Source organism: Stenotrophomonas sp. KH_052 (assembly GCF_057838755.1).
Map to the genome: position 1 here is coordinate 1,676,797 of NZ_CM174475.1, position 26,499 is coordinate 1,703,295.

Genomic DNA, 26,499 nt, shown 5'->3' on the forward strand with positions numbered 1-26,499 from the left:
CAGGCGGCGCGGTAGACTCGGGGGCAGTTGCAACCGAGGAAAGCCATGCACCGGTATATCGTCTACCTGCTCGCCATCCTGATGTTCCCGATCTGCCTGTGGCTGGCCGTGATATGGCCGGCCTGGTACTGGGGCGTCGGCCTGACTGCCGCGATGGTGGCGCTGGGGACCTGGGACCTGCTGCAGAAGCGCAGCACGCTGCGCCGCAATTATCCGGTGATGGCGCACTTCCGCTACGGCCTGGAATCGATCGGCCCGGAGATCCGCCAGTACTTCGTGCAGAGCGACCTGGAGGACGTGCCGTTCTCGCGGCAGCAGCGCGCGCTGATCTACCAGCGCGCCAAGAATGAGATGGACACGGTGCCGTTCGGTACCCTGCGCAGTACGTACGCTGTGGACTACGAGTGGATCAACCATTCGCTGGCGCCGACCGCCATCGCCAAGCATGATTTCCGAGTACTGATCGGTGCTGGCTGCGCCAAGCCCTATTCGGCCAGCGTGTTCAATATCTCGGCGATGAGCTTTGGCTCGTTGTCGGCCAATGCAATCCGTGCGCTGAACGAAGGCGCGCGCCGCGGCGGCTTCTACCACGACACCGGCGAAGGCTCGATTTCACCCTATCACCGCGAAATGGGGGGTGACCTGGTGTGGGAGATCGGCTCGGGCTACTTCGGTTGCCGCGACGAGAAGGGCGGTTTCAGCGAAGAGCGCTTCGTTGCCAACGCCACCCATGACCAGGTCAAGATGATCGAGATCAAGCTGTCGCAGGGTGCCAAGCCCGGCCACGGCGGCGTGCTGCCGGCGCCGAAGGTGACCGCCGAGATTTCGGTGACCCGTGGCGTCCCGATGGGCGTGGATTGCGTGTCGCCGTCGCGTCACTCGGCATTCTCCACGCCGGTCGAGCTGCTGCAGTTCGTCGCCCGCCTGCGCGAGTTGTCAGGCGGAAAGCCGGTCGGCTTCAAGCTGGCCATTGGCCATCCGTGGGAGTGGTTCGGCATCGCCAAGGCGATGCAGGAGACCGGCCTGCTGCCGGACTTCATCGTGGTCGATGGTGCCGAGGGTGGTACCGGCGCAGCCCCGGCCGAGTTCGTCGACCATGTCGGCGTGCCGATGCATGAAGCCCTTTTGCTGGTGCACAACACTCTGGTCGGTCTGGACCTGCGTGACCGCATCCGCATCGGCGCGGCGGGCAAGATCACCAGTGCCTTCGACATCGCGCGCACCATCGCGCTCGGGGCCGACTGGTGCAATGCCGGCCGTGGCTTCATGTTCGCGCTGGGCTGCATCCAGTCGCTGAGCTGCCACACCGACAAGTGCCCGACCGGCATCGCCACGCAGGACCCGGCACGCTGGAAGCACCTTGATGCGCCGGACAAGTCAACGCGTGTGTACAGCTACCACGAGCACACGTTGCACGCCTTGAAAGAGCTGCTCTGCGCTGCAGGCTTGAATGACCCGGCGGAGCTGGGCCCGGAGCACATCCTGCGTCGAGTTTCGCCGGTTGAGATCCGTTCGCTGGCGTCGCTGTACCGTTATCTGGAACCGGGCGAGCTGTTGCACAAGGTGCCGGACCACGCGGTGTTCCATGCGTTCTGGGCTGATGCACGCAGCGACTCGTTCCAGCCACCGCCGAAGATCCAGGCGTTGCGCGCCAGCAAGTCGCGGTAGCGCTTCGATAGAGTCGAGCCATGCTCGACTGCCTTTCGATCAGGCATCGCGATGTTGGAACGAAGAACAGCCGAGCATGGGCTTGGCTCTACAAGGAGATGTCATGCAGTTCAGGACCGGCACCATGGATGATGTGGCCAGGCTGTGGGCCCTGCGTACGCGCTGCGTGCGCGAGACCTGCAGTAGCCATTACCCACCCGAGGTCATCGCGCCCTGGTCTGCCTCGCCGCCACCGTCGCAGTACGCGCGGTTGTTGTCGCAGGGGGGCTGCGTGGTGGCCGAGGACGGGCAGGGTGTCCTGCTCGGGTTCGGCGTGTTTGATACCGATGCCAACGAGGTCGATGCGTTGTTCGTCGATCCGGATCGCGGCGGAAAGGGCATCGGCCAGGCGCTGATGCAGCGCCTGCTGGCGATGGCCGATCGTGATCGTGAGGTCGTGCTGTCGGCCTCGCTCAATGCCGTGCCGTTCTACCAGCGGCAGGGTTTCGTCAGCGTGCGCGAAGAGGCCTACCCGCATCCCAGCGGTGTGGCGCTGGCCTCGGTGAGCATGCGCCGGTCGTGGTGACCAGCGTGTAGAGCCGAGCCCACGCTCGGCTGCTTTTGTAGAGTCGAGCCATGCTCGACTGCTTTTGATTCAATCCGAGCATGGGCTCGGCTCTACAACGCAGTGCAGTCGAGCATGGCTCGACTCTACAACGCAGGTGTCACCGCCCGGCCAGCCACCCGATCACGCCCTCGGCGGCGCGCAGGCCACTGGCGTAGCACGCAGTCAGCAGGTAGCCACCCGTCGGCGCCTCCCAGTCCAGCATTTCGCCGGCACAGAACACGCCGGGCACTGCCCGCAGCATCAAGCCCTCATCCATCGCATCCAGGCGCACGCCACCGGCTGTGCTGATCACTTCGGCCATCGGCCGCGGGCGCAGCAGCCGCAGCGGCAGACGCTTGAGCGTGGCAACCACGGCGGTCAGATCGTTGCCCGCTTCCTTGCCGAGGAGCTCGAACACCAGCGCGGCCTTCACCGCATCCAGACCGGCCTGACGGCGCAGGTGTTCGCCGAAACTGCGACCCTTGCGCGGGCGCGACAGGTCGGCCAGCAGGCGTGCCTCGTCGCGTCCCGGCACAAGGTCCAGCCACAGCATGGCGTGGCCATCGCGGTTGATGGTCTCGCGCAGATCAGCCGCCAACGCGTAGACCAGGCTGCCTTCGATGCCGTACTCGCTGGCCACGCATTCGCCCTGCAGCGACCGCGGCTGGCCGGCCAGGTCGATCCAGTGCGCAACGACCGGCTTCAGCGGCGCGCCGGCGTTGCGCTGGGCAAAGAACGGCGTCCAGTCGACGTCGAAGCCGCAGTTGGCTGACTGCAGCGGCGCAATCTCCACACCCTGTGCCTGCAATGGTGTGACCCAGGCGCCGTCACTGCCGAGCTGCGGCCAGCTGCCACCACCGACGGCCAGCACGGTGGCATCGGCGTGGACCGCGATCTCACCCTCTTCCGTTGTGAAGCGCAGGGCGCCGTCGTCACTCCAGCCGATCCAGCGATGGTTGGCATGCAGGCGCACGCCCTGTTCCTTCAACCGGCGCACCCAGCCGCGCAGCAGCGGTGCCGCCTTGCGGTCGACCGGGAACACGCGCCCGGAGCTGCCGACGTAGGTTTCCACGCCGAAATCGGCGGCCCAATCGCGCAGCGCCTGCGCATCGAAGCTGTCCAGCCATCGACCGACCGTGGCCGCCTGCTCGCGGTAGCGGCTGTCGAACAACGGGCGCGGCTCGGAGTGGGTGAGGTTGAGCCCACCCTTGCCGGCGATCAGGAACTTGCGGCCGGGCGAACCCTTGGCCTCGTACAGGTCGACCTGCAGCCCGGCCGCGCGCAGGCGCTCGGCGGCGAACAGGCCGGCCGGACCACCGCCGACGACGGCGACCCGGGGTGGCATTGCGGTATTACGGTTTGACATCGAGCAGCTCGACATCGAACACCAGCGACGAGCCAGCCGGGATCGGGCCGACGCGACGGTCGCCGTAGCCGTAGTCCGGCGGAATCATCAGGGTGCGCTTGCCACCGACCTTCATGCCGGCCACGCCCTCATCCCAGCCGCGGATGACCTGGCCGGCGCCGAGCGCGAAGGTGAACGGTTCGCCACGGCTGACCGAGCTGTCGAAGGTCTTGCCGTGCTTGGTTTCGGTGCGGTTGTCGTAGATCCAGCCGGTGTAGTGCACGGTGACCTTGTTGCCGGCAACGGCTTCGGTGCCAGTGCCCGGGACGGTATCGATGCGCTCGAAGGTGGTCAGGGTGCCACCCGGCGGTGGGCCGGACGGTTCTGTCGAGCAGCCAACGGCGGCGAGGGACAGCAGCAGGGGAAGCAGCAGGCGGCGCATCGGGCGTCTCCGGAAGGGCGCAGGGCGAGGGCGGCAAGGGTAGCGCATCGGCGCCGGGTATCATGGGGCATGGCAAAACTCCTGCTCAATCTGCGCAATGTCGGCAACGACGAATATGCCGATGTCTGCACGCTGCTCGACCAGCACGGCATCGCCTGGTATCGCACCGAACCCAGCCCGTGGGGCATCTCCAACGGTGGCCTGTGGCTGCGCGAGGACGCCGATCATCCGCGCGCCAAGGCGCTGATGGCCGAGTACCAGGCCGAACGCGGGCCGCGCATCCGTGCCGAGCGCGAGCAGGCCCTGCGCGATGGCACCGCCGAGACTTTCGGCAGCCTGCTGCGGCGGCGGCCTGTGTATGTGGTACTGGTGCTGCTGGCGATGGCCGGTGCGGCGGCGCTGGTGCTGCTGCCGTTCGTGCTGCTGCGGGGATAAGGGGTTTCGGCCGGGTTGCACCCGGCACCCGCCGATGCCAGGGCAACTACAACAGCAACAGCAACAGCAGGCAATCCGTGGTGGGCAGGGCGGTGCGGGCAGGCGGGACACGCCGTAAACCCGTCCATGGGGGCTCGATGGCGCCATCCATGGCGCCAACGGTCCCGCCTGCCCACACCGCCCCGCCTCTGACAGATTCCGGGTATCTGCGGGGTCGGATCCCTCTGCCGCGCAGAGGGCTCTGACCCCCTGAATCTGTCCGTGCGGGCGGGAGGCGCTAAAATGGCAGGATGATCGCCAATACCGCTGCCTACCATTTCGCCGTCATCGACGCCCCCCAGGCCTTGTGCGACCAATTGCTGGCGCGCGCCGAGGCGGCGCAGCTGCGTGGCACGATCCTGGTGGCGGGCGAGGGGCTGAACCTGTTCCTGGCCGGTGCGCCGGAGGCGGTCGAAAGTTTCTATGCGGTGCTGCGTACCGATGCGCGCTTTGCCGATATGCGGGTCAAGACCAGTTTCAGCGAGCACCAGCCGTTCGTGCGGCTGAAGGCCAAGGTGAAGAACGAGATCATCAGCTTCCGTCGCGATGACGGCCAGCCGCTGGATTACCCGCGCGCACCTGCGGTCGACCCGGCCACCGTGCAGCGCTGGTTGCGCCAGGGTCATGACGACGCCGGTAAGCCGGTGGTGATGCTCGATACGCGCAATCTGCAGGAAGTGGAGTACGGCACCTTCAAGGATGCGCTGGTCTTGCCCATCGACAAGTTCACCGACCTGCCCGAGGCGTTGGCGCCGCACCGCGAAGCGTTGAAGGACAGCACGGTGGTCAGTTTCTGCACCGGCGGCATCCGTTGCGAGAAGGCGGCGCTGTGGATGGTCAACGACGGCATGGACAACGTGCTGCAGCTCGACGGCGGCATCCTCGGCTATTTCGAGGAGGTGGGGGGCGAAGGCTATGAAGGCCGCTGTTTCGTGTTCGACGAGCGCGTGGCGCTGGATGCCGAACTGAAGCCGATGGTCGACCAGCCGCTGCCGGAGCCGCGCCCCAGCGCGTTCTGATCCGCTCCGCTGTCGCGCCGGGCCATGCCTGGCGGAAATGTTGATTTCCGGGTAGAGCCGGCCGCTGGCCGGCTGCAAAGCGCTCTGCCTGCCGGCCAGCGGCCGGCACTACCGGATCAAGTGCGGTCAGCCCTGAACCCGCCCCACGGGAATCAGCATCCCGCTACCGTCACTGGCCGCCGCGCCTGACCGACCCCATGCATGGGGAATCCTGTGACGGAAAACCGCCTGATGATCCCGTTGTCGATTCTCGACCTGGCCCCGGTCTGCGAGGGCAGTGACACCACCGCTGCCTTCGCCAACATGCTGGAGCTGGCCCAGCATGCCGATGCGCTGGGCTACCGCCGCTACTGGCTGGCCGAACACCACAACATGCCCGGCATCGCCAGCGCCGCCACCGCAGTGCTGATCGGCCATGTCGCCGGTGGAACAAAGCGCATCCGCGTCGGTGCTGGCGGCATCATGCTACCCAATCATGCGCCGCTGCAGGTGGCCGAGCAGTTCGGCACGCTCGCCTCGTTGTATCCGGACCGCATCGATCTCGGCCTGGGCCGTGCGCCGGGCACCGATCAGCCGACCGCGCGTGCATTGCGCCGCTACTTCGACAGCGCTGACCAGTTCCCACAGGACGTGCGCGAGCTGCTGCACTACTTCGAGCCGGTGCAGCCCGGGCAGGCGGTGCAGGCCGTTCCGGGTGGTGGCCTGCGGGTGCCGACCTGGATCCTCGGTTCCAGCCTGTTCGGTGCGCGCATGGCCGCGTCGATGGGCCTGCCATACGCGTTTGCCTCGCACTTCGCACCGGATGTGATGGACGAAGCGCTGGCGGTGTACCGCCGCGAATTCCGCCCCTCGGGCACGCTGAAGCAGCCGCACGCGATGCTGGCCCTGAACGTCGTTGCCAGCGACAGCGAAGCCGAATCGCGGCGCCTGTTCACCAGCCAGCAGCAGAGTTTCGTGAACCTGCGTCGTGGCCGACCGGGCAAGATTCCGGCACCCATCGACGACATCGAGTCCTTCTGGGAGCCGCACGAAAAAGTGGGCGTGGAGCGGGCACTGGCCTGCACCGTGCTGGGGGATCCGCAGCAGGTGGCGGAAGGCATCGCCGCGTTTGTCGAGCGCCACAAGCCGGACGAGCTGATGCTCACCGCCAACCTGTACGACCACCGCGCGCGCCTGCGCTCGTTCGAACTGGCGATGCAGGCCTGGCACGCCCGCCACGCCGGCTGAACAATTGCGTCACGAGCTGTTGCAGCGATGCACGGTCTGATGGGGCTCCCACTCACGGAGCCCCACATGTCCAACGCCCGCACTGAACACATCGCCCAGCTGGCTGAATTGATCAGGGACGTGGAGGTGGCGATGTTCACCACCACCGGTGTCGATGGTCGCCTCTACAGCCGGCCGCTGGCCACCCAGCAGGTCGCCTTCGATGGTGACCTGTGGTTCGTCATTACCGCCGACAGTCCGAAGGTGGCTGAAATCGCGCTCGATCCGCACGTCAACGTGGCCTATGCCTCGCCGTCGAAGAACACCTACGTGTCGGTGGCGGGGCGTGCGCGCGTGGTCGACGACCGCGCGAAGGTCGATGAACTGTGGTCGCCGGCGATGAAGCTGTTCTTCCCCGGTGGCAAGGATGATCCCAACCTGCGCCTGATCCATGTGCGTGCCGATTCGGCCGAGTACTGGGATGGCCCGGGTACGTTGCTGGGCAAGGCGTTGACGTTCGTGTTGTCGGCAGTGCAGGACGAGCCCGGGCAGTTGGCCGACAACGGATTCATTGACCTTCGATGATGGCCGATGTCCGGTATTGGTAGTGCCGGCCGCTGGCCGGCAAACCTGGAAACGTGGCAGCCGGCCAGCGGCCGGCTCTACCGGATTCCGGCTCAGAACCAGCGCTGGAACAACTCCACCGTATAGCCCACCAGCTGCCCCGAACTGAAACCGAAGAAGGCGATCGCCGCCAATGCCGCGATCCAGTTGAACAGCATCAGTGCGCCATCGCGTTCCAGCAGCGCCAGCGCGAACAGCAGCAGCTGGAAGCCGAACAGGAAGTTGGTGAAGGGGATCGGCAACGACAGCAGCAGGCCCAGCAACACCAGCAGCAGGCCGCTGAAGGCGTGCGCCGGCAGCGGTGTCAGCAGCTGCGGCAGGCGCGGTTTCAGCATCTTGTCCAGGCGCCGCAGCGGGCGATCGATGCGGTCCAGGAAACGGTGCATGGTGCCGCGCTTGGGCCCGCGACGGGCGATGAAGCCGGGCAGCCACGGTCGGCGCAGGCAGAACAGCATCTGCAGGCCGATCAGGATCACCAGCGGGCCGCTGACCGCGCCGCCCATGCCCGGGATCGGGATGAACGACGGCAGGATCGCCACGAACAGGAACACGCCGAACGCGCTTTGCTGCAGGTTGCACAGGATCTGGCCGAGCGGCATGTGCTCGGCCGGGTCGCCGGAGGCGAACATCTCCAGCAGGGTGCGGATGCCCTCGTTGCGGTAGACCGGGCGCTCAGGGCCCGGTCCCTGGCCGGCCTCAGGCGGTGAGCTCATCGGCCTGCTCGTCCGACAGCGTGCGCAGCAGCAGCTTGTCCACGCGGGCACCGTCCAGGTCGACCACCTCGAAGCGCCAGCCAGCCCAGTCGAAGTATTCGCCCGCATGCGGGATGCGGCCGAAGTAGTGGATGCACATGCCGGCCAGGGTGTAGTAGTCGCCATCCTCGGCATCGGGCAGGTCGTTGCTGCCGATCAGCTCGCGCAGGTCCTCGATCGGCAACGAACCATCCACCAACAGCGAACCATCTTCGCGGGTCACCACCAGCGCATCTTCGTCGGCATTTTCGGTGGCCTGCAGACGGCCAACCACCGCGCCCATCAGATCGCTGATGGTCACCAGGCCCTGGATCTCGCCGTATTCGTCCACCACCAGCGCCATCGACTGCTGTTCCTCGCGGAAGATCTCCAGCAGCTTCATCGCGTGGGTGGATTCAGACACGTAAAGCGGCTCGCGCAGGGTCTGGAACAGCGCGTTGTCACCGCGCGCCATGCGCGTGGCCAGCGACTTCAGTTCCAGCACACCGACCACGTCCATGTCGTTGTCGCGGTACACCGGGTACCGCGAAAACTCATGCTCGGCCATGATCTCCAGGTTCTTGTCCAGACCGCCCTGCGTGTCCAGCCAGGCAATCCGGTTGCGCGGGGTCATCAGACTGTCGGCGGTACGATCGCCCAGGCGCATGACGCGGTTCATCATGTCGCGCTCGTGGGCGTCGATCACGCCGGCCTCGTGGCTTTCGGCCACCAGCATGCGGATCTCTTCTTCAGTTACCGAGGCGACTTCATCCTTGCCCAGGCCGAACAGGCGCAGCACCAGCTGGGTGGTCTTGGACAGCAGCCAGACGAAAGGCAGGGCCAGTTTGGCCAGCCAGCTCATCGGCATTGCCACCAGGCTGGCAATGGCCTCCGAACGGGTCAGCGCCAGTCGCTTGGGCACCAGTTCGCCGAAGATCAGCGTGATGAAGGTGATCAGGCTGACCGCCAGCGCGGTACCGACATTGCCGGCGTAGGCAAAGCCGGGCATCAGGCCCTGGATCCAGCCGGCGAAGGCCTCGCCCAGCGCTTCACCGCCGAGGTAGCCGGTCAGCACACCGATCACGGTGATGCCGATCTGCACGGTGGACAGGAAGCTTTCCGGCTTCTCCGACAGCTCCAGTGCCTTGGCGGCGCGCTTGGAGGTGCCGGCCATCTGCTTCAGGCGGCTCTTTCGCGAGGTCATGACCGACATCTCGGACATGGCGAAGAAGCCGTTCAACAGAACCAGCGCGAAGACAATCAGGATCATTTCAAACACGGGCATCGTCCCCGGTTGGTGGCAGGGAGGGCGGGTGCTTGCGATGGCGGCAGGCGCTCAGGAACCGGGTCCGGCGCGGCGCAGGGGGATAAGGGTCGTCGTCCATAAGGTGCGCCCGAGGGCGCGCTGGCATCTTAGCAAAGGGCCGTGGCAGGGTGGCAACTGCCTGTTCAGGTTGAGGGTCTCCAGGCCCCGAAAGGAGGCGGGGATACCCGAGATGGTCATCTAGCCGTCATAATTCCGTCTGGTGCCGTCCTTCCCGCGACGGCTGACAGGTTTCTCAATGTTCTCTCTGCAGACCATTTTCGGTTCCGGCAAACAGTTCTACACCCTGCTCGATGAGGCTGCCGTCGCGGCGTCCGACGCCGCCAAGGCGCTGCACTCCATGCTGCGCGAGGCCGACCGCCAGCCCGCGCTGGACGCTTTCAAGCTGGCCCGCCTGCGCGAACGCGCGGCCTCGGACAAGATCAGCCAGGCGCTGGTGGACAGCTTCATGACCCCGATCGAGCGCGAGGACATCGAGGCGCTGGGCTCGGCGCTGTACAAGATTCCCAAGCAGATCGAGAAGTTCGCCGATCGCTATTCGCTGGCCACGACCCACCTGGAGCACATCGACTTCGCGCCGCGCGCGGCGATGCTGGAGCAGGCTGCCGGCGTGGTGGTGGAGATGGTGGCCGACCTGCGCCACATGAACCTGGACCGGATGACCGCGCTCAACGAGAAGCTGCGCTCGCTGGAGAACGAGGCCGACCGCCTGATGCTCGAGCTGTACCGCGACATCTATTCGGGCCGCCTGGACAACCTGCAGATGTTCCTGCTGAAGGAATTCTTCGAGATCCTGGAAAAGGCCATCGACCGCTGCCGCGAGGCCGGCGTCGTGGCATACCAGATCGTGTTGAAGAACAGCTGACGGACGCCGCCGCATGTTGACCCTTGTCCTGGTGGTGATCCTGGCCGCACTCGTCTTCGAGTTCATCAACGGCTTCCACGACACCGCCAACTCCATTGCCACCGTGGTGGCGACCAAAGTGCTCTCGCCCGGCTGGGCGGTGATGCTGGCCGCTTTCATGAACCTCATCGGTGCACTGACCGGTACCGCGGTGGCGCTGACCATCGCTTCGGGCCTGCTCAACACCAACGTGGTCGACGTGACCCCGCAGGTGATCCTGTGCGCGCTGCTGGGCGGCATCATCTGGAACCTGATCACCTGGTGGAAGGGGCTGCCGTCCTCGTCCTCGCACGCGCTGATCGGCGGCCTCTGCGGCGCCGGCCTCGCGGCGGCCCACAACAACTGGGACGCGCTGATCTGGTCCGAGCGCCTGGGCAGCTGGGCGCAGAACAAGGGCCTGCTGTGGAAGGTGTTCGTGCCGATGATCACCTCGCCGATCGCCGGCTTCCTGCTCGGCATCGTGGTGATGGTGCTGCTGTGGGGCTTGATCGCCGGCCTGGCCAAGATCGGTGGTGCCATCGGCCGCCTGGCCCGTCCGCGCATCGTCAACGCCTTCTTCGGCAAGGCACAGATCGCCTCGGCGGCCTACATGGGCTTTGCCCACGGCCACAATGACGCGCAGAAGACCATGGGCATCATCGCGATGACCCTGATCGGTGCCGAAGCGACCGGCGCACTGAACGACCTGCCGTCGTGGCTGGCCTTCATGCACCCGGACGCGCATGCCGGCGACGGCATCGCCATGTGGATCGTGCTGACCTGCGCGGTGGTGATGGCTGCCGGTACCGCTTCGGGCGGCTGGAAGATCATCAAGACCCTGGGTCACAAGATGGTCAAGCTGCACCCCATCCATGGCTTCGCCGCAGAGACCAGCTCGGCAACCATCCTGACCCTGGCGGCCCACTTCGGCATGCCGGTCTCGACCACGCACAGCATCTCCACCGCGATCATGGGCGTCGGCTTCGCCAAGAACCCGCGTTCGCTGAAGTTCGGCGTGATCGAACGCATCGTCTGGGCCTGGATCCTGACCATTCCGGCAGCAGGTGGTTGTGCGTACCTGATCCTGAAGCTGTTCGAACTGTTCGGCTGGGCCTGATCGCCGCGCCAAGGTGCACACGAAAAAGCCCGCCGGATACCGGCGGGCTTTTTTCATGGGCAGAGCATTCTTCCGGACACATCGTGTCGACCAAGGTCGACACCTACCAGAGCAGAACCAGGGTCAGAGCCCGTTGCCAAGCAATGGGATCCGCCCCCGTGCCGACCAACGGTCGGCACCCACCAACAGCCGCAGGAATCTGTCAGCGGCGGGGTGGGGTGGGGTTGCAGGACCGTTGGCGCCATGGATGGCGCCATCGAGCCCCCATGGATGGGTTCACGGCGTGTCCTGCAACCCCACCCCACCTCGCCAGCCCACGGAAACCCGGCTTTTGACGCTGCCGTTGCCGTTGCCGTTGATCCGGCGGGTGCCGGGCCGCAGGCCCGGCCGAACCCCCTCAATTGCGCTGGAACAACGCCTGCACATCCTTCCGGAATGCCGCCTGGCTGTCCGCCCGGCTGTAGAACATGTGCCCGCCCGGATAACTGCGTACCTGCACCCGGTCCGGATTGCTGCCCATCGCCGGCATCTGGTCCACCGTCAGGATCGACCCCATGAACGGGCACGACAGGTCGTTCCAGCCATGCACGATCAAGACCTGAAGGTGCGGATCGATCGCCACCGCCTGGCGCAGCTGGGTCACCGCTCCCTGGCGCAGATCACTGTTGCGGTCCCACAACCGGTTCACCTCGTAGTTCAGCGCCTGGTAGCGGGAATCCACCTTCCAGCCGACCACGCGCGTGACGAAGTCGACCATCGCCGTGGTGGTCGGCGCGATGATGCTGTCCAGCAGCGGATCGTTGGCGCGCTGCTCCGGATCGTTCGGGAACGGATCGAACGCGGTCACGTTGGAATCGTAGCGGCTGCCCAGCGTGCCCTTGTCGCGGAACACCTCGCGCAGGTACGCCTGGGTTTCCAGACGACCACCGGCACGGCGCACGAACTGCGGATCCAGGCCGGTCAGCTCGGTCACCCGGCGCAGCATCGCCTCGGTGGCCTGCGGATCGCTGCGGCCCTTCATCAGCGCGGTGGCGTAGTCGCCGCGGGTGTACTCGACCACGTCACGCATCGCCGCGTCGGTCAGCTTGCCCTGGCGCTCCAGGTGCGCGGCGGCGATGGAGGGCAGCGTCTGCATCCACGCCATCGGCGAGACATCGGCGTTGTCTTCCAGGGTCGGGCTCAGGTACGGCGACACCAGCACCAGGCCGTTCATCGCCACGCCCAGCCGGGTCTGCAGGTAGTGGGTGATGCGCGGGCCGCGGTAGCCACCGTAGCTTTCGCCGGTCAGGTACTTGCGCGAGGCCATGCGCTGGTTGCGCAGCAACCAGTCGTAGATCGAACGTGACAGGTACTCGATGTCGGCGTTGGGGTTGTACAGCTGCTTCTTGGCCTCGTCATCGCCGATGCGCGTGCGGCTGAAGCCGGTGCCGACCGGATCGATGAATACCAGGTCGGTGAAGTCCAGCCAGGTGCCCGGGTTGTCGTGCAGGGTGGCCGGCGCCGAGGCGCTGTCGCCTTCCGAACCGAAGGTCACCACCTTGGGGCCGATCGCGCCCATGTTGAGGTAGACCGACGAAGCGCCGGGGCCGCCATTGAGCGCGAAGGTCACAGGCCGGTCCTTGCCGGGCATCGTGTAGGCGGTGAACACCACGTCGGCGATCACCTTGCCCTTCTCATCGCGCACCGGCAGGGTGCCGACGGTGGCCGTGTAGTCGAGGGTGCGGCCGGCCAGGCGGATGCTCTGGCGGGCGGACGCATCGGCCGGCAGCGCAGGTGCTTCGGTCTTGTCGTCCTTGGCATCGGACTTGGATTCGGCGGCGGGCGCGGCCAGTACGCTGGCAGGAGCAATGAGCAGGCCGACGCAGAGCGCGGCAGTGTGCAGCAGGGACTTCATGGCACCGGATCGGCAGCGGAAGGGGGTTCCGATGCTAGGCCGCTACGGTGCCGCACCGTATGTGTCCAAAGCCATGGACAGGCGTTGTCGCCCGTTGCAGCCAGATTGGGTCAAGCGGGCAGGGCAGCGGCGGCTTCGTCGTCGGCCAGCAGACCGTACACCGCCGAGTCGGCCAGTTCACCCTGGATGCGCCAGCGCTGGCGCAGCAGGCCCTCACGATGGAAGCCGAGGCGTTCAAGCACGTGCGCGGAGGCCGCGTTGCGCGGATCGATCTCGGCTTCCACGCGATGCAGGCGCAAGGTGCGGAACAGGTAGGCCAGCACCTGCTGCAACGCTTCGTGCATGTAACCCTGGCCCTGCAGGTCAGGTGCCAGCAGGTAGCCGATCTCGGCACGGGCAGCGTCACGGTCGACGGCAAACACCACGCAGATGCCCAGCAGCGGCCCCTCCAGCGACTCGCGCACGGCCAGCTTGAGCTGGGTGCCGATGGCGTGCGCGGCGAGGTCGTCGTCGATCTGTTCGCGGGCGTCGGCCGGTCGTTTCCACGCCGGATGGTTCCACCAGCGCATCACCGCCGGATTGGATTGCAGCGTGAACAACGCAGCCGCGTCATCACGGCGGATCGGGCTCAGGACCAGGCGCGCGCTGTGCAGCGGCAGGCCGGGGAACAGCAGCGAGTGGCTGGGCAATGCGGTGGTCCGCGCGGGTAGGCGCGCATTATGGACCCGCAGGGTTTGCCGATGGGGGTGTAATGCCGATGGGGGTGTAATGCCAATGGGGGTGTAATGCCAATGGGGGTGTAATGCCAAGGGCACATGAACCGGTAGTGCCGGCCGCTGGCCGGCAGATCTGCCTGAATCACGCTGATGTCGAGGGTGCCGGCCAGCGGCCGGCACTACCGGGCGATGGGGTCAGAGCCTTTTCCCGCTGGGAAACGGATCCGACCCCGGTCAGGGATCAGGCTTCCAACGAAGCGAGGTCGCCCTTGGTCTCCAGCCAGCCCTTGCGGTCAGACGCCCGCTTCTTGGCCAGCAGCATGTCCATCAAGGAACTGGTCTGCTCGCGATCGTCCACGGTCAGCTGCACCAGCCGGCGGGTATCCGGGTGGATGGTGGACTCACGCAGCTGCGGCGGGTTCATTTCGCCCAGGCCCTTGAAGCGGGTCACGTTGACCGCGCCCTTGATCTTTTCGCGTTCGATCTTGTCCAGCATCGAGCGCTTTTCTTCCTCGTCCAGGGCGTAGAACACCTGCTTGCCCACGTCGATGCGGAACAGCGGCGGCATTGCCACGAACACGTGGCCGGCATCGACCAGCGCCGGGAAGTGCTTCAGGAACAATGCGGTCAGCAGGGTGGCGATATGCAGGCCGTCCGAGTCGGCGTCGGCCAGGATGATCACCTTGCCGTAGCGCAGGCCGCTGATGTCATCCTTGCCCGGGTCGCAACCGATGGCGACGGCCAGGTTGTGCACTTCTTCCGAGGCCAGCACGCTGTTGGAGGACACTTCCCAGGTGTTCAGGATCTTGCCGCGCAACGGCAGGATCGCTTGGAAATCCTTGTCGCGGGCCTGCTTGGCGCTGCCACCTGCGGAGTCACCCTCCACCAGGAACAGCTCGGTACGGGAAAGATCCTGGCTGATGCAGTCGGCCAGCTTGCCTGGCAGGGCAGGGCCCTGGGTGACCTTCTTGCGGACGACCAGCTTTTCGGTCTTCAGGCGCGCGCTGGCGCGCTCGATGGCGATCTGCGCGATCTTCTCGCCCAGTTCCACGTTCTGGTTCAACAGCAGGCTGAACGCATCGTGCGCGGCGCCTTCGACGAAGCCGGCGGCCTGGCGCGAGGACAGGCGTTCCTTGGTCTGGCCGCTGAACTGCGGGTCGGTCATCTTCAGCGACAGCACGAACGACACACGGTCCCAGACGTCTTCCGGGGCCAGCTTGACGCCGCGCGGGAGCAGGTTGCGGAAGTCGCAGAACTCGCGCAGCGCTTCGGTCAGGCCGGTGCGCAGGCCATTGGCATGGGTGCCGTGCTGTGCGGTCGGGATCAGGTTGACGTAGCTTTCCTGCACCAGCTCGCCTTCCGGCAGCCACGCCACGGCCCAGTCGACGATCTCGGTATCCTTCTTCAGGTTGCCGACGAACAGATCGGCCGGCAGCGACTCACGATCGCCGAGCTCCAGCTTCAGGTAATCGCGCAGGCCGTCTTCGTAGTACCAGGTGTCGACGTCGCCCGTGGCTTCGTCGGTCAGCTTGACGGTCAGGCCCGGGCACAGCACGGCCTTGGCACGCAGCAGGTGCTTGAGCGCACGCACCGCGAACTTGGGCGTGTCGAAATACTTGGGGTCGGGCCAGAAGCGCAGGCGGGTGCCGGTGTTCTTCTTGCCAACGCTGCCAACCACTTCCAGCGGCGAGGCGCGGTCGCCGTTGCGGAAGGTGATGCGGTGCTCGGCACCTTCGCGCTTGATGTGGATTTCGACCAGGGTGGACAGCGCGTTGACCACGCTGACGCCGACGCCATGCAGGCCGCCGGAGAAGGTGTAGTTGTTGTTGTTGAACTTGCCGCCGGCATGCAGGCGGGTGAGGATCAGCTCGACGCCCGGGATCTTCTCTTCCGGATGGATGTCCACCGGCATGCCGCGGCCGTCATCGCTGACCTCTACGCTGCCGTCCTTGAACAGGGTGATCTCGATCGAACGGGCGTGGCCGGCGAGGGCCTCGTCCACCGAGTTGTCGATCACTTCCTGCGCCAGGTGGTTCGGGCGCGCGGTGTCGGTATACATGCCGGGGCGGCGCTTGACCGGGTCAAGGCCGGACAGGACTTCAATATCGGCGGCGTTATAGCGGGCGTTCATCTGTCTTCGAAAGCTTGGAGCGACGCGCAAGTGTGCGGTCTGGCCCGTGATTTTGCACGCCTGCGGTTCAGCCTCGGAGCGCGCAAGGGGGTAAAATGGCAGCCGCTGGAATCTGAACGCCGGCGCCCCTAGTTGGACCGATATGTCCAAGCCATACCGCGAGGAGGACTCCATGAAGAAGTTGCTGACCATTGCGATCCTGGCCGCCGCTGCCGTTGCAGTGCCGCTGGTGCTGGCGCAGAACGCCGGCCAGCCGGCCCCGCAGCAGGGCGACCAGGCCGACAAGGCGCAGTCCGAGGCCGACGCCAAGGCCAAGCGCCGCGCCCAGGCCAATGCCGAGATGAAGGCCAAGGGCCAGCCGGTCCCGCAGCAGGAAGAAGAGGAAGAAGCGCGGAAGAAGCGCTGATCCCACAACCTGCCAGGCGCCCTTGCGACAAGGGTTGCGCTCCAGAACGCCCCGCCCAGCGGGGCGTTTTTTGTTGGATGGGACGCACAAGCCCCTTGGGTTGGCGGCCATCAATCTGTAAACTATGGCTTTCCGGGAGTAAGTGCGTGTCCACCATTTGCGAATGGGCTGGAGCGGCCAAGCGTGGCTTCCAGCATGGCGGGTCGCAGGTGACGGTCGATTTGACCGGCACGGCCACCCCGACCTCGCACGGTGGTCCCCGTCCGGCGCCTGCCGCCGCACGGATCAGCACCTCCCTCGCTGTCCCAGCGGACCGGAAAACCCCCTCTGAGCACCATGCCCGCCCTCCGGGTGCGCGTGGTGCTGCCGTTTTCCATTTCCAGACAGGATGCTTGCAGCCATGACTCCCTTGATTTTCGTAACCGGCGGCGTGGTGTCCTCGCTCGGCAAAGGCATTGCCGCCGCGTCGCTGGCCGCCATTCTCGAAGCCCGTGGCCTCAAGGTCACGATGATGAAGCTCGACCCGTACATCAACGTCGACCCGGGCACCATGAGCCCGTTCCAGCACGGTGAGGTCTATGTCACCGACGATGGCGCCGAGACCGACCTCGACCTGGGCCACTACGAGCGCTTCGTGCGCACCCGCCTGAGCCGCAAGAACTCGGTTACCACCGGTCGCATCTACGAGAACGTGATCCGCAAGGAACGCCGCGGCGACTATCTGGGTGCGACCGTGCAGGTCATCCCGCACATCACCGACGAGATCCGTCGCTGCATCGATGAAGCCACCGAAGGCTACGACGTGGCCCTGGTCGAGATCGGCGGCACCGTCGGCGACATTGAATCGCTGCCGTTCCTGGAAGCGATCCGCCAGGTGCGCACCGAGCGCGGTCCGGAGAAGGCGCTGTTCATGCACCTCACCCTGGTGCCGTACATCGGCGCCGCCGGTGAGCTGAAGACCAAGCCGACCCAGCACTCGGTGAAGGAGCTGCGCTCGATCGGCATCCAGCCGGACGTGCTGCTGTGCCGCTCCGAGCAGGCCGTGCCGGATTCGGAGCGCCGCAAGATCGCCCAGTTCACCAACGTTTCCGAGCGCGCGGTGATCAGCGTGCCGGACGTGGACGTGCTGTACCGCATTCCGTCGGGCCTGCATGCGCAGGGCCTGGACGAGATCGTCGTCAACCAGCTGAAGCTGGCCGACAAGGTCGGTCCGGTCGACCTGTCGATGTGGGAAGACGCGGTCGACGCGACCCTGCACCCGCTGGATGAAGTGACCATCGCCGTGGTCGGCAAGTACGTCGACCACCAGGACGCCTACAAGTCGGTCGGCGAGGCACTCAAGCACGGCGGCCTGCGCCAGCGCACCAAGGTCAACCTGAAGTGGCTGGAAGCGCAGGATCTGGAAGGCACCGACATGGCCGCGCTGGCCGATGTCGATGGCATCCTGGTGCCGGGTGGTTTCGGCGACCGTGGTTTCGAAGGCAAGGTGCTGACCTCGAAGTTCGCCCGCGAGCAGCAGGTGCCGTACTTCGGCATCTGCTACGGCATGCAGGCGGCGGTCGTTGATTACGCCCGCAACGTGGTTGGCCTGGAAGGCGCCAACAGCACCGAAAACGACCGCCAGTCGCCGAACCCGGTGATCGGCCTGATCACCGAATGGCGCACCGCCACCGGCGACGTCGAGAAGCGTGACGACAAGAGCGACCTGGGCGGCACCATGCGCCTGGGCCTGCAGGAACAGCGCCTGAAGCCGGGCACGCTGGCGCGTGAGCTGTATGGCAAGGATGTGGTGGCCGAGCGCCATCGTCATCGCTACGAGTTCAACAACCGCTACCGTACCCAGCTGGAAGATGCGGGCCTGGTGTTCGCCGGCAAGTCGATGGACGACACCCTGGTGGAAGTGGTCGAGCTGCCGCGCGATGCGCACCCCTGGTTCCTGGCCTGCCAGGCGCACCCGGAATTCCTGTCCACGCCGCGTGATGGCCACCCGCTGTTCATCGGCTTCATCCGTGCCGCGCGCGAGCGCAAGGCCGGCGGCAAGCTGCTGCAGGAAGTCCGCGCCTGACTTGTGATGGGGGCCGTGAGCCCCCATCTTGCTCGCTTCAACCCCAGTGCATCGGCCCGGCCGATGCCGTGGACAACCAAGGAAATGCCATGAAACTGTGTGGATTCGAGGTCGGGCTGGATCAGCCCCTGTTCCTGATCGCCGGCCCCTGCGTGATCGAGTCGATGCAGCTGCAGCTCGATACCGCCGGCAAGTTGAAGGAAGTCACCGACAGGCTCGGTGTCAACTTCATCTTCAAGTCCAGCTTCGACAAGGCCAACCGCACCTCGGGCACCGCGTTCCGCGGCCCGGGCATGGAAGAGGGCCTGAAGGTCCTGGCCGAGGTCAAGAAGCAGATCGGCGTGCCGGTGCTGACCGACGTCCACGAATACACCCCGATGGATGAAGTGGCCTCGGTGGTGGACGTGCTGCAGACCCCGGCGTTCCTGGTCCGCCAGACCGACTTCATCCGCAAGGTGTGCTCGGCCGGCAAGCCGGTCAACATCAAGAAGGGCCAGTTCCTGGCGCCGTGGGACATGAAGCCGGTCGTGGAAAAGGCCAAGGCCACCGGCAACGAGCAGATCATGGTCTGCGAGCGCGGTGCCAGCTTCGGCTACAACAACCTGGTCAGCGACATGCGTTCGCTGGCGGTGATGCGCGATACCGGTTGCCCGGTGGTGTTCGACGCCACCCACTCCGTGCAGCTGCCGGGCGGGCAGGGCACCAGTTCCGGTGGCCAGCGTGAGCATGTGCCGGTGCTGGCGCGTGCCGCCGTGGCGGTGGGCATCTCCGGCCTGTTCGCCGAAACCCATCCGGACCCGTCCAAGGCGCTGTCCGATGGCCCCAATGCATGGCCGCTGGACCAGATGGAAGCCCTGCTCGAGACCCTGATGGAGCTCGATGCGGTGACCAAGAAGCACGGCTTCTCGCGCTTCGCGTGAGTCGTGACCCGCGGGCGGCGCTGGCAACCCAGCGTCGTCGCCGGCACTGGAAGCAGTGGCCGTGGGGCCTGATCGCACTTGGCCTGGCATTGCTGTCGCTGTCGGGTGCGTTCTTCATCTTCATGCTGGTGGGCGCGGCGATGCGCCCGCCCGGTGACGGCGCGGGCGTCAACCTGAAGCCCTATGTCATCGCCCTCGCCGTGGCCGAACTGTTCACTGTTTGCGCCGGCATCGTTGCGTCGGTGCTGGGCTGGCGACTGAACCGGGGCAGGGCGGCTGCGGCACTGGCGATGGTCCTGCTCTCGCTGTGGCTCGGCGTCCTGCTGCACGACCTGCTCTGATGAATGCGACGACGCCGCCACGAAGCTGGCCCTGGGGTCTGGTTGCCCTGGGATTGTCGGTGCTTGCCTGGAGCAGCCTGTTTACCGCCGTAGTGGCCTTTGCGGCCAGCTTCCGTCCCCCGGGGGACGGCGACAACGGCGTGCAGGCGATGCAGTGGTGGGTGCTGGGCGCGCTGGTCACGCTGGTACTGTCCTTTCTGGGCAGTCTGGTGGCGATGGTGCTGGCCTGGCGGCGGCAGCGAGGACCCATCTGGGCGGCGATTGCCGGTGCCCTGCTGGTGATGCTGGTGTCGCTGGTGCTGATCGTGATCGGGTCCAGCTGGGGCTGACGCCGATCAGGCCATTTGGCAAGCGGCGGGTAGCCGGGGATAATCACGCGGCATTCGTTTTTGTCGCCCCCTCTCCATACAGGTAACCGGCCCGACCATGAGTACGATCCGCAGCATCCATGCCCGTGAAATCCTCGACAGCCGTGGCAACCCCACGCTGGAAGCCGAAGTCACCCTGGAGGACGGTTCGTTCGGTCGCGCCGCAGTTCCCTCTGGTGCCTCCACCGGCACCAAGGAAGCGGTGGAGCTGCGCGACGGCGACAAGACCCGTTACCTGGGCAAGGGCGTGCGCAAGGCGGTCGACAACGTCAACACCACCATCGCCAACGCGCTGAAGGGCGTTGAAGCCTCCGACCAGGAAGGCCTCGACCGTCGCCTGATCGACCTCGACGGCACCGAGAACAAGGGCCGCCTCGGCGCCAACGCGCTGCTGGGTGTTTCGATGGCCGCCGCGCATGCCGCCGCTGCATCGAGCAAGCAGGCGCTGTGGCAGTACCTGGCCGCCAAGACCGGCGTGACCCCGTCGCTGCCGGTGCCGATGATGAACATCATCAACGGCGGCGCACATGCCGACAACAACGTCGACTTCCAGGAGTTCATGGTGCTGCCGGTCGGCTTCACCTCGTTCTCCGAAGCGCTGCGTGCCGGTACCGAGATCTTCCACTCGCTGAAGTCGGTGCTGAAGGGCCACGGCCTGAGCACGGCGGTTGGCGACGAAGGCGGCTTCGCGCCGGACTTCCGCAGCAACGTCGAGGCGCTGGACACCATCCTCGAAGCGATCGGCAAGGCCGGCTACACCGCCGGTGAAGATGTGCTGCTGGGCCTGGACGTGGCCTCCAGCGAATTCTTCGAGAACGGCAAGTACAACCTGGTCGGCGAGAACAAGCGCCTGACCTCCGAGCAGTTCGTCGACTTCCTCGCCGACTGGGCCGCGCAGTACCCGATCATCACCATCGAAGACGGCCTGGCCGAGAACGACTGGGCCGGCTGGAAGCTGCTGACCGACCGCATCGGCAAGAAGGTGCAGCTGGTGGGTGACGACCTGTTCGTGACCAACCCGAAGATCTTCCAGGAAGGCATCGACTCGGGCACCGCCAACGCGATCCTGATCAAGGTCAACCAGATCGGCACGCTCAGCGAGACCCTGGAAGCCATCGCGATGGCCGACCGCGCCGGTTATGCCGCCGTGGTCTCGCACCGCTCGGGCGAAACCGAAGACACCACCATTGCCGATATCTCGGTGGCCACCACCGCCACCCAGATCAAGACCGGCTCGCTGTGCCGCAGCGATCGCGTGGCCAAGTACAACCAGCTGCTGCGCATCGAGGAAGCTCTCGGCGCCGGCGCGCGTTACGCTGGTCGTGACGCGTTCGTTTCGCTGAAGCGCTGATCCGATGCGCGACTGGCGCTGGATGCTGCTGGTGCTGGCCCTGTTGCTGGGCTGGCTGCAGTATCGCTTCTGGTTTGGTCCGGGCAATTCGGGTGAAGTGATGATGCTCGAAGCCCAGGTCACCAACCAGGAGCGCGACAATGAGGGCCTGCAGCAGCGCAATGATGCGCTGGCTGCCGAAGTGAAGGACCTCAAGGAAGGCCAGTCCGCCATCGAAGAGCGCGCACGCAGCGAGCTGGGCATGATCAAGCCTGGCGAGAAGTTCTACCGCGTGGTCGAGGATGCACCGGTGCATCCGGTGCAGCCTGCGGCTGGGGTCAGCGCGCAGGTGGGCGAACACCCGGCGGACGTGCCATGAGCGCGGCGATCTGGGTGGTGGTTCCGGCCGCCGGTCGTGGCGCCCGTTTCGGTGCGCCGATGCCCAAGCAGTACCTGCAGGCGGGTGGGCAGATCCTGCTCGCCCATACCCTGGACGCACTGCTGGCACATCCGGCGGTGGCCGGAGCGATGGTGGTGATCGGCCCGGACGATGCCGACTGGCCGGGCTGGAGCGAATGGGCCGGCAAGCCGGTGCTGACCTGTATCGGTGGCGCTACCCGTGCGGCCTCGGTGCTGGCCGGGTTGCAGGCGCTGCCGGAGACGGTGCGCGCCGATGAATTCGTGCTGGTCCACGACGCGGCGCGCCCGAACCTGTCGCCGGCCGATCTCGGCCGCCTGCTCGAAGTTGGTCGTGCCGACCCGGTCGGCGCGATTCTCGCCGCACCGGTGCGTGACACCCTCAAGCGCGCTGGCGACGATGGTGGCATCGATGGTACCGAGCCGCGCGAGCGCCTGTGGCGCGCATTGACGCCGCAACTGTTCCGCCGCCATCAGCTCAGCCGCGCGCTGTCCGAAGCCGCCACCGCCGGTGTGGAAGTCACCGACGAGGCCATGGCCATGGAGCGCCAGGGCCAGCGCCCGCTGCTGGTCGAAGGCAGCGAGGACAACTTCAAGGTCACCACCCCGGCCGATCTGGACCGGTTTGAATTCGTACTTTCCCGCCGCGCCGGCTGATCGCCCGCGCGGCCCTGCTGCAAGGGCTGTATCCATGAGCACCGCACCGTTCCCGCCCGTCCGCATCGGCCAGGGCTACGACGTCCACGCCTTCGGTGAAGGCGACCACATCATGCTCGGCGGAGTGAACGTGCCGCACAGCTGCGGCGTGCTCGCACACAGCGATGGCGACGTGATCCTGCATGCGCTGTGCGATGCCATGCTGGGTGCGATCGCGCTGGGTGACATCGGCCAGCATTTCCCGCCCAGCGATGATCGCTGGAAGGGCGCCGACAGCAGCGATTTCGTGCGCCACTGCGACAGCCTGCTGCGCGAGCGCGGCTGGCGCGTCGGCAACACCGACATCACCGTGATCTGCGAGCGGCCGAAGGTCGGCCCGCACGCGTTGGCCATGCGCGAACGCATCGGCGAGCTGCTGCAGCTGCCGCTCGACGCGGTCAGCGTCAAGGCCACCACCTCGGAGAAGCTGGGCTTCACTGGCCGTGGCGAAGGCATCGCCGCGCAGGCGGTAGTGCTGCTGGTGGCGGCATGATTCCGCTGCCGCTCGCGTTCGGCGCGCCGCTGCTGAGCGCACGCATCCGCACCACGCCGGAAGATTTCCAGGTTGACGAACTGCCGGCCTTCGAGGCCACCGGCGAAGGCGAGCACCTGCTGCTGCACATCCGCAAGCGTGGAGCCAACACTGTGCACGTGGCCAAGTTGCTGGCCACATGGGCCGGCCTGCCGGAAATGGCGGTGAGCTATGCCGGCATGAAGGATCGGCACGCGGTCACCACCCAGCGCTTCAGCGTGCACCTGCCCAAGCGCGTGGCACCTGACCTGGCCACGCTGGCCAGTGATGAAATCGAAGTGATCGAATCCACCTGGCACAACCGCAAGCTGCAGCGTGGCGCGCTGGCCGGCAACCGCTTCAAGCTGGTGCTGCGCGACGTGCAGGGTGATGCCGCGGCGATCAGCGAGCGCCTGCAGCAGATCGCAGAGCGGGGCCTGCCGAACTGGTTCGGCGAGCAGCGTTTTGGCCGCGACGGTGGCAACGTGCCGGCGGCGCTGGCGATGTTCGGTGGCCGCCGCATGCGCAAGGACCAGCGTTCACTGCTGCTGTCGGCGGCCCGCTCGGCGCTGTTCAACCGCGTGCTGGCCGCGCGCGTGGAGCAGGGCAACTGGGACCAGCCGCTGGATGGCGAAGTGTGGATGCTCGATGGCAGCCGCAGCGTGTTCGGCCCCGAGCCGTATACCGACGTGCTGGCCGAGCGCCTGGCGCGCTTCGACATCCACCCCAGCGCACCGCTGTGGGGCGAGGGTGAACTGCGCAGCACCGAAGCGGCACACGCGCTGGAGCTGGCGGCGCTGGATGACGACGAATCCAGGGCGCTGCGTGCAGGTCTGGAAGACGCGCGCCTGAAGCAGGAGCGCCGCGCACTGCGCCTGCGTCCAGCGTTGCTGCAGCACCAGTGGCTGGCCGACGACGTGCTGGAACTATCGTTCGCGCTGCCGCCGGGCTGCTACGCCACCGCCGTGCTGCACGAACTCGGCCCCGTCGAAGACGCCTCGCAGGCCTGACAGAAAAAGGGGACGGAGGGAATTAAGTCGTTTGTGCCACAAACGACTTAATTCCCTCCGTCCCCTTTTTCATCTACGCGCCAGCAGCACCAGCACTGCGCCGGTGCCGCCTTGTCCGGTCGGCGCCGAATGGAATGCCAGCACGTCGTTGCGCAGCCGCAGCAGGCGATCGACCAGGTTTTTCAGTACCGGCGCGCCGCCATCGGATTGCAGGCCCTTCCCATGGATGATGCGCACGCAGCCGTATTCGTGCGCATGCGCTTCCAGCAGGAACTGGCGCAGCAACGCCTCTGCCTGCGACGCAGTGGCGCCATGCAGGTCCAGCTCGTCCTGCACCGAGTACTGGCCACGCTTGAGGCGCTGGAACACCCGCGGTGGCAGGTTGTCGCGTCGATAGCTGGCCACGTCGCCGGCTTCCAGCGGTGTACTGTCGCGCAGCAGCCGGGCGAACTCGCCGGCGGCTTCCGCCTCGTCGCGCTCTGCCATGCGCGCGCGCGGTTTCGGCCGCGGCGCGGCGGGTGCCGGCTCGACTTCCTTGCGCAGCGGCGTCACTTCGCCGATGGCCGCACGGAACAATGCGGCCGGATCTTCGTCTTCAGGGTGCGACATGCGCACAGGGTAAACCGCCGGCGCGAGCCTGCCTATGACGATTCGATGTCGGCCGTGACCGCCGGCAGGGTAGGACCGGCGGCTCGCATGCGGCACAATAGACGATGCCCTTGCAGGGTCGACCGCTTCCGCAGGGAAGCGCGACGGTCCCGCCCACACTGCACGGTGATGGAATCGAATTCTTGGAAAATCAAGCGGTTAAATCGAAGATGCGAATCCTGGTCAGCAATGACGATGGTGTCGACGCCGCAGGCATCCGGATGCTTGCCTCGGTCCTGCGCGAAGCCGGCCACGAAGTGACGGTGGTCGCACCCGATCGCGACCGTTCCGGCGCCAGCAACTCGTTGACCCTGGACCTGCCGATCCGCCTCAAGCGCATCGACCACTACACCGTCTCGGTAGCCGGCACGCCGACCGATTGCGTGCATCTGGCGCTGACCGGACTGCTTGAATTCGAACCCGACATTGTCGTGTCCGGCATCAACAACGCCGCCAACCTCGGCGACGACGTGATCTATTCCGGAACCGTCTCGGCGGCGATGGAAGGTCGCTTCCTCGGCCTGCCGGCAGTAGCGGTCTCACTGGTCAGCCGCAATCACGATCCGAAGCACTTCGAGACCGCCGCGCGTGCCGCAGTCGAGATCGTTGCCCGGCTCAAGGCCGACCCGCTGCCTGCCGACACCATCCTCAACGTCAACGTGCCGGATCTGCCGTGGAACGAGGTCAAGGGCTTCGAGGTCACCCGCCTCGGCAACCGCCATCGCGCCGAAGGCTGCATCGCGCAGAAAGACCCGCGCGGCAATGAGGTGTACTGGATCGGTCCGGCTGGCCGCGAGCAGGACTCCGGCCCCGGCACCGATTTCCATGCGGTGCGCACCGGCCACATCTCGATCACGCCGATCCAGGTTGACCTGACCCGCTACCAGGCGCTGGAGAAGGTGGCCAGCTGGGTCGGCGGCCTCAGTGCTGCGCTGGACCAGCCGGCATGAGCCCGCGCCTGCGCCTGCAACCGGAAGCCGTCGGTATCGGCATGACCTCGCAACGTGTGCGCGACCGTCTGGTCGACCGCCTGCGTGAAGCAGGCATCGTCGACGAATCAACCTTGAATGCGATCCGGGTGGTGCCGCGCCATCTGTTCATCGATGAGGCGCTGGCGTCACGCGCCTACGAAGACACCGCACTGCCGATCGGCCATGGCCAGACCATTTCGCAACCCTGGGTGGTGGCGCGGATGACCGAGGCCGTGCTGCAGGTGGCACCCAAGCGGGTGCTGGAAGTGGGTACCGGTTCGGGCTACCAGGCCGCCGTGCTCGGTGCACTGGGCCTGGAGGTGTACACCGTCGAGCGCATCGGCGACCTGCTGCGCCAGGCGCGCAAGCGCTTTCGTGCGCTGGGCATGAACATCCGTACCAAGCATGATGACGGCCGCGTCGGTTGGGCCGAGCACGGTCCGTTCGATGCCATCGTGGTCACTGCAGCGGCGCCGGCGCTGGTCGATGTTCTGATCGAGCAGCTCGCTGAAGGCGGCCGCCTGGTGGCCCCGGTCGGCGGCCCCAGTGCGCAGTCGCTGGTGCAGCTGGACCGCAGGGCCGACGGCAGCATCGAACAACACGTGCTGGCGCCGGTCACCTTCGTACCGCTGCTGTCTGGCATGCTGGACTAATCC

Annotated in this window: 28 protein-coding genes; 20 read left to right on the plus strand and 8 right to left on the minus strand. The window is 66.3% G+C overall.

Features of this window, described 5'->3' with window-relative positions; all coding sequences use genetic code 11:
- Positions 1–45: 45 nt before the first annotated feature.
- The gene (locus AC3ITW_RS07760) at positions 46–1,668 is read left to right on the plus strand and encodes an FMN-binding glutamate synthase family protein (RefSeq protein WP_485618320.1); all 1,623 of its coding nucleotides are present in this window, start codon (positions 46–48) and stop codon (positions 1,666–1,668) included.
- A 103-nt stretch (positions 1,669–1,771) separates the two neighbouring features.
- Positions 1,772–2,233: a GNAT family N-acetyltransferase gene (locus AC3ITW_RS07765; RefSeq protein ID WP_004152801.1), complete on the plus strand. Its 462-nt coding sequence runs from the start codon at positions 1,772–1,774 to the stop codon at positions 2,231–2,233.
- A 139-nt stretch (positions 2,234–2,372) separates the two neighbouring features.
- Here AC3ITW_RS07765 and AC3ITW_RS07770 read toward each other — a convergent pair whose 3' ends face one another.
- Both AC3ITW_RS07770 and AC3ITW_RS07775 read right to left on the minus strand, forming a co-directional pair.
- A complete protein-coding gene (locus AC3ITW_RS07770; protein ID WP_485618323.1) occupies positions 2,373–3,620 on the minus strand; it encodes a TIGR03862 family flavoprotein in 1,248 nt (415 codons plus the stop codon).
- Positions 3,607–4,041 carry an FKBP-type peptidyl-prolyl cis-trans isomerase gene (locus tag AC3ITW_RS07775; protein WP_004152813.1) on the minus strand — a complete coding sequence of 145 codons (435 nt, stop codon included), beginning with the start codon at positions 4,039–4,041 and terminating at the stop codon, positions 3,607–3,609. Before AC3ITW_RS07775 ends, AC3ITW_RS07770 begins: the two co-directional genes overlap by 14 nt.
- A gap of 69 nt (positions 4,042–4,110) precedes the next feature.
- On the opposite strand from AC3ITW_RS07775, the gene AC3ITW_RS07780 reads away from it, so the two are divergent.
- From AC3ITW_RS07780 to AC3ITW_RS07795, 4 genes are all read left to right on the plus strand, one after another.
- The gene (locus AC3ITW_RS07780) at positions 4,111–4,476 is read left to right on the plus strand and encodes a DUF6164 family protein (RefSeq protein ID WP_012510642.1); all 366 of its coding nucleotides are present in this window, start codon (positions 4,111–4,113) and stop codon (positions 4,474–4,476) included.
- Between the two features lie 290 nt (positions 4,477–4,766).
- Positions 4,767–5,534, plus strand: coding sequence for a sulfurtransferase (locus AC3ITW_RS07785; protein WP_100434403.1), 768 nt, complete (start codon positions 4,767–4,769; stop codon positions 5,532–5,534).
- A gap of 231 nt (positions 5,535–5,765) precedes the next feature.
- Positions 5,766–6,761: an LLM class flavin-dependent oxidoreductase gene (locus AC3ITW_RS07790; RefSeq protein ID WP_012510644.1), complete on the plus strand. Its 996-nt coding sequence runs from the start codon at positions 5,766–5,768 to the stop codon at positions 6,759–6,761.
- 66 nt (positions 6,762–6,827) lie between these two features.
- Positions 6,828–7,325 (plus strand): pyridoxamine 5'-phosphate oxidase family protein, encoded by a 498-nt coding sequence (locus tag AC3ITW_RS07795; protein WP_065722304.1) that lies wholly within the window; start codon positions 6,828–6,830, stop codon positions 7,323–7,325.
- A 92-nt stretch (positions 7,326–7,417) separates the two neighbouring features.
- On the opposite strand, the gene AC3ITW_RS07800 is transcribed toward AC3ITW_RS07795, so the two are convergent.
- Both AC3ITW_RS07800 and AC3ITW_RS07805 read right to left on the minus strand, forming a co-directional pair.
- On the minus strand, positions 7,418–8,077 hold the full coding sequence (locus AC3ITW_RS07800; RefSeq protein WP_489390207.1) for an exopolysaccharide biosynthesis protein: 660 nt from the start codon (positions 8,075–8,077) through the stop codon (positions 7,418–7,420).
- Positions 8,061–9,365 carry a hemolysin family protein gene (locus AC3ITW_RS07805; RefSeq protein ID WP_041864498.1) on the minus strand — a complete coding sequence of 435 codons (1,305 nt, stop codon included), beginning with the start codon at positions 9,363–9,365 and terminating at the stop codon, positions 8,061–8,063. The genes AC3ITW_RS07800 and AC3ITW_RS07805 overlap by 17 nt, the downstream gene beginning before the upstream one ends.
- Positions 9,366–9,657: 292 nt before the next feature.
- Here AC3ITW_RS07805 and AC3ITW_RS07810 point away from each other — a divergent pair, with 292 nt between their 5' ends.
- Together AC3ITW_RS07810 and AC3ITW_RS07815 are read left to right on the plus strand one after the other, a co-directional pair.
- Complete coding sequence (locus AC3ITW_RS07810; protein WP_004152833.1) at positions 9,658–10,284, plus strand: DUF47 domain-containing protein; 627 nt, start codon at positions 9,658–9,660, stop codon at positions 10,282–10,284.
- A gap of 13 nt (positions 10,285–10,297) precedes the next feature.
- The gene (locus AC3ITW_RS07815) at positions 10,298–11,419 is read left to right on the plus strand and encodes an inorganic phosphate transporter (protein ID WP_012510648.1); all 1,122 of its coding nucleotides are present in this window, start codon (positions 10,298–10,300) and stop codon (positions 11,417–11,419) included.
- Between the two features lie 397 nt (positions 11,420–11,816).
- On the opposite strand, the gene AC3ITW_RS07820 is transcribed toward AC3ITW_RS07815, so the two are convergent.
- The 3 genes from AC3ITW_RS07820 to parE form a co-directional block, all read right to left on the minus strand.
- The gene (locus AC3ITW_RS07820) at positions 11,817–13,313 is read right to left on the minus strand and encodes a S10 family peptidase (protein WP_100434405.1); all 1,497 of its coding nucleotides are present in this window, start codon (positions 13,311–13,313) and stop codon (positions 11,817–11,819) included.
- 110 nt (positions 13,314–13,423) lie between these two features.
- Entirely contained in the window at positions 13,424–14,002 is a 579-nt protein-coding gene (locus tag AC3ITW_RS07825) for a GNAT family N-acetyltransferase (RefSeq protein ID WP_012510649.1), read from the minus strand.
- Positions 14,003–14,270: 268 nt separating this feature from the next.
- The gene (parE, locus tag AC3ITW_RS07830; RefSeq protein WP_012510650.1) at positions 14,271–16,160 is read right to left on the minus strand and encodes a DNA topoisomerase IV subunit B; all 1,890 of its coding nucleotides are present in this window, start codon (positions 16,158–16,160) and stop codon (positions 14,271–14,273) included.
- A gap of 172 nt (positions 16,161–16,332) precedes the next feature.
- Between parE and AC3ITW_RS07835 the strand changes: the two genes are divergently transcribed.
- The 10 genes from AC3ITW_RS07835 to truD all read left to right on the plus strand — a co-directional run bounded on the left by AC3ITW_RS07835 (position 16,333) and on the right by truD (position 24,224).
- A complete protein-coding gene (locus AC3ITW_RS07835) occupies positions 16,333–16,566 on the plus strand; it encodes a hypothetical protein (RefSeq protein ID WP_032969519.1) in 234 nt (77 codons plus the stop codon).
- A gap of 400 nt (positions 16,567–16,966) precedes the next feature.
- The gene (pyrG, locus tag AC3ITW_RS07840; protein ID WP_489390208.1) at positions 16,967–18,631 is read left to right on the plus strand and encodes a CTP synthase; all 1,665 of its coding nucleotides are present in this window, start codon (positions 16,967–16,969) and stop codon (positions 18,629–18,631) included.
- A gap of 89 nt (positions 18,632–18,720) precedes the next feature.
- Positions 18,721–19,551, plus strand: coding sequence for a 3-deoxy-8-phosphooctulonate synthase (gene kdsA / locus AC3ITW_RS07845; protein ID WP_012510652.1), 831 nt, complete (start codon positions 18,721–18,723; stop codon positions 19,549–19,551).
- Positions 19,548–19,892, plus strand: coding sequence for a hypothetical protein (locus AC3ITW_RS07850; protein ID WP_489390209.1), 345 nt, complete (start codon positions 19,548–19,550; stop codon positions 19,890–19,892). Before kdsA ends, AC3ITW_RS07850 begins: the two co-directional genes overlap by 4 nt.
- On the plus strand, positions 19,892–20,221 hold the full coding sequence (locus tag AC3ITW_RS07855) for a hypothetical protein (RefSeq protein ID WP_153675260.1): 330 nt from the start codon (positions 19,892–19,894) through the stop codon (positions 20,219–20,221). The genes AC3ITW_RS07850 and AC3ITW_RS07855 overlap by 1 nt, the downstream gene beginning before the upstream one ends.
- Positions 20,222–20,318: 97 nt before the next feature.
- Positions 20,319–21,611 (plus strand): phosphopyruvate hydratase, encoded by a 1,293-nt coding sequence (gene eno, locus AC3ITW_RS07860; RefSeq protein WP_004152845.1) that lies wholly within the window; start codon positions 20,319–20,321, stop codon positions 21,609–21,611.
- 4 nt (positions 21,612–21,615) lie between these two features.
- Positions 21,616–21,969: a cell division protein FtsB gene (gene ftsB, locus AC3ITW_RS07865; protein WP_004152846.1), complete on the plus strand. Its 354-nt coding sequence runs from the start codon at positions 21,616–21,618 to the stop codon at positions 21,967–21,969.
- Positions 21,966–22,664 carry a 2-C-methyl-D-erythritol 4-phosphate cytidylyltransferase gene (ispD, locus tag AC3ITW_RS07870; protein WP_004152847.1) on the plus strand — a complete coding sequence of 233 codons (699 nt, stop codon included), beginning with the start codon at positions 21,966–21,968 and terminating at the stop codon, positions 22,662–22,664. The genes ftsB and ispD overlap by 4 nt, the downstream gene beginning before the upstream one ends.
- A gap of 34 nt (positions 22,665–22,698) precedes the next feature.
- Entirely contained in the window at positions 22,699–23,196 is a 498-nt protein-coding gene (ispF, locus tag AC3ITW_RS07875) for a 2-C-methyl-D-erythritol 2,4-cyclodiphosphate synthase (protein ID WP_065722302.1), read from the plus strand.
- On the plus strand, positions 23,193–24,224 hold the full coding sequence (truD, locus tag AC3ITW_RS07880) for a tRNA pseudouridine(13) synthase TruD (protein ID WP_004152849.1): 1,032 nt from the start codon (positions 23,193–23,195) through the stop codon (positions 24,222–24,224). Before ispF ends, truD begins: the two co-directional genes overlap by 4 nt.
- Positions 24,225–24,293: 69 nt before the next feature.
- On the opposite strand, the gene AC3ITW_RS07885 is transcribed toward truD, so the two are convergent.
- Complete coding sequence (locus AC3ITW_RS07885) at positions 24,294–24,833, minus strand: Smr/MutS family protein (protein ID WP_012510654.1); 540 nt, start codon at positions 24,831–24,833, stop codon at positions 24,294–24,296.
- 209 nt (positions 24,834–25,042) lie between these two features.
- On the opposite strand from AC3ITW_RS07885, the gene surE reads away from it, so the two are divergent.
- Together surE and AC3ITW_RS07895 are read left to right on the plus strand one after the other, a co-directional pair.
- The gene (surE, locus tag AC3ITW_RS07890; protein WP_012510655.1) at positions 25,043–25,822 is read left to right on the plus strand and encodes a 5'/3'-nucleotidase SurE; all 780 of its coding nucleotides are present in this window, start codon (positions 25,043–25,045) and stop codon (positions 25,820–25,822) included.
- A complete protein-coding gene (locus tag AC3ITW_RS07895) occupies positions 25,819–26,496 on the plus strand; it encodes a protein-L-isoaspartate(D-aspartate) O-methyltransferase (protein WP_012510656.1) in 678 nt (225 codons plus the stop codon). Before surE ends, AC3ITW_RS07895 begins: the two co-directional genes overlap by 4 nt.
- Positions 26,497–26,499: the final 3 nt, after the last annotated feature.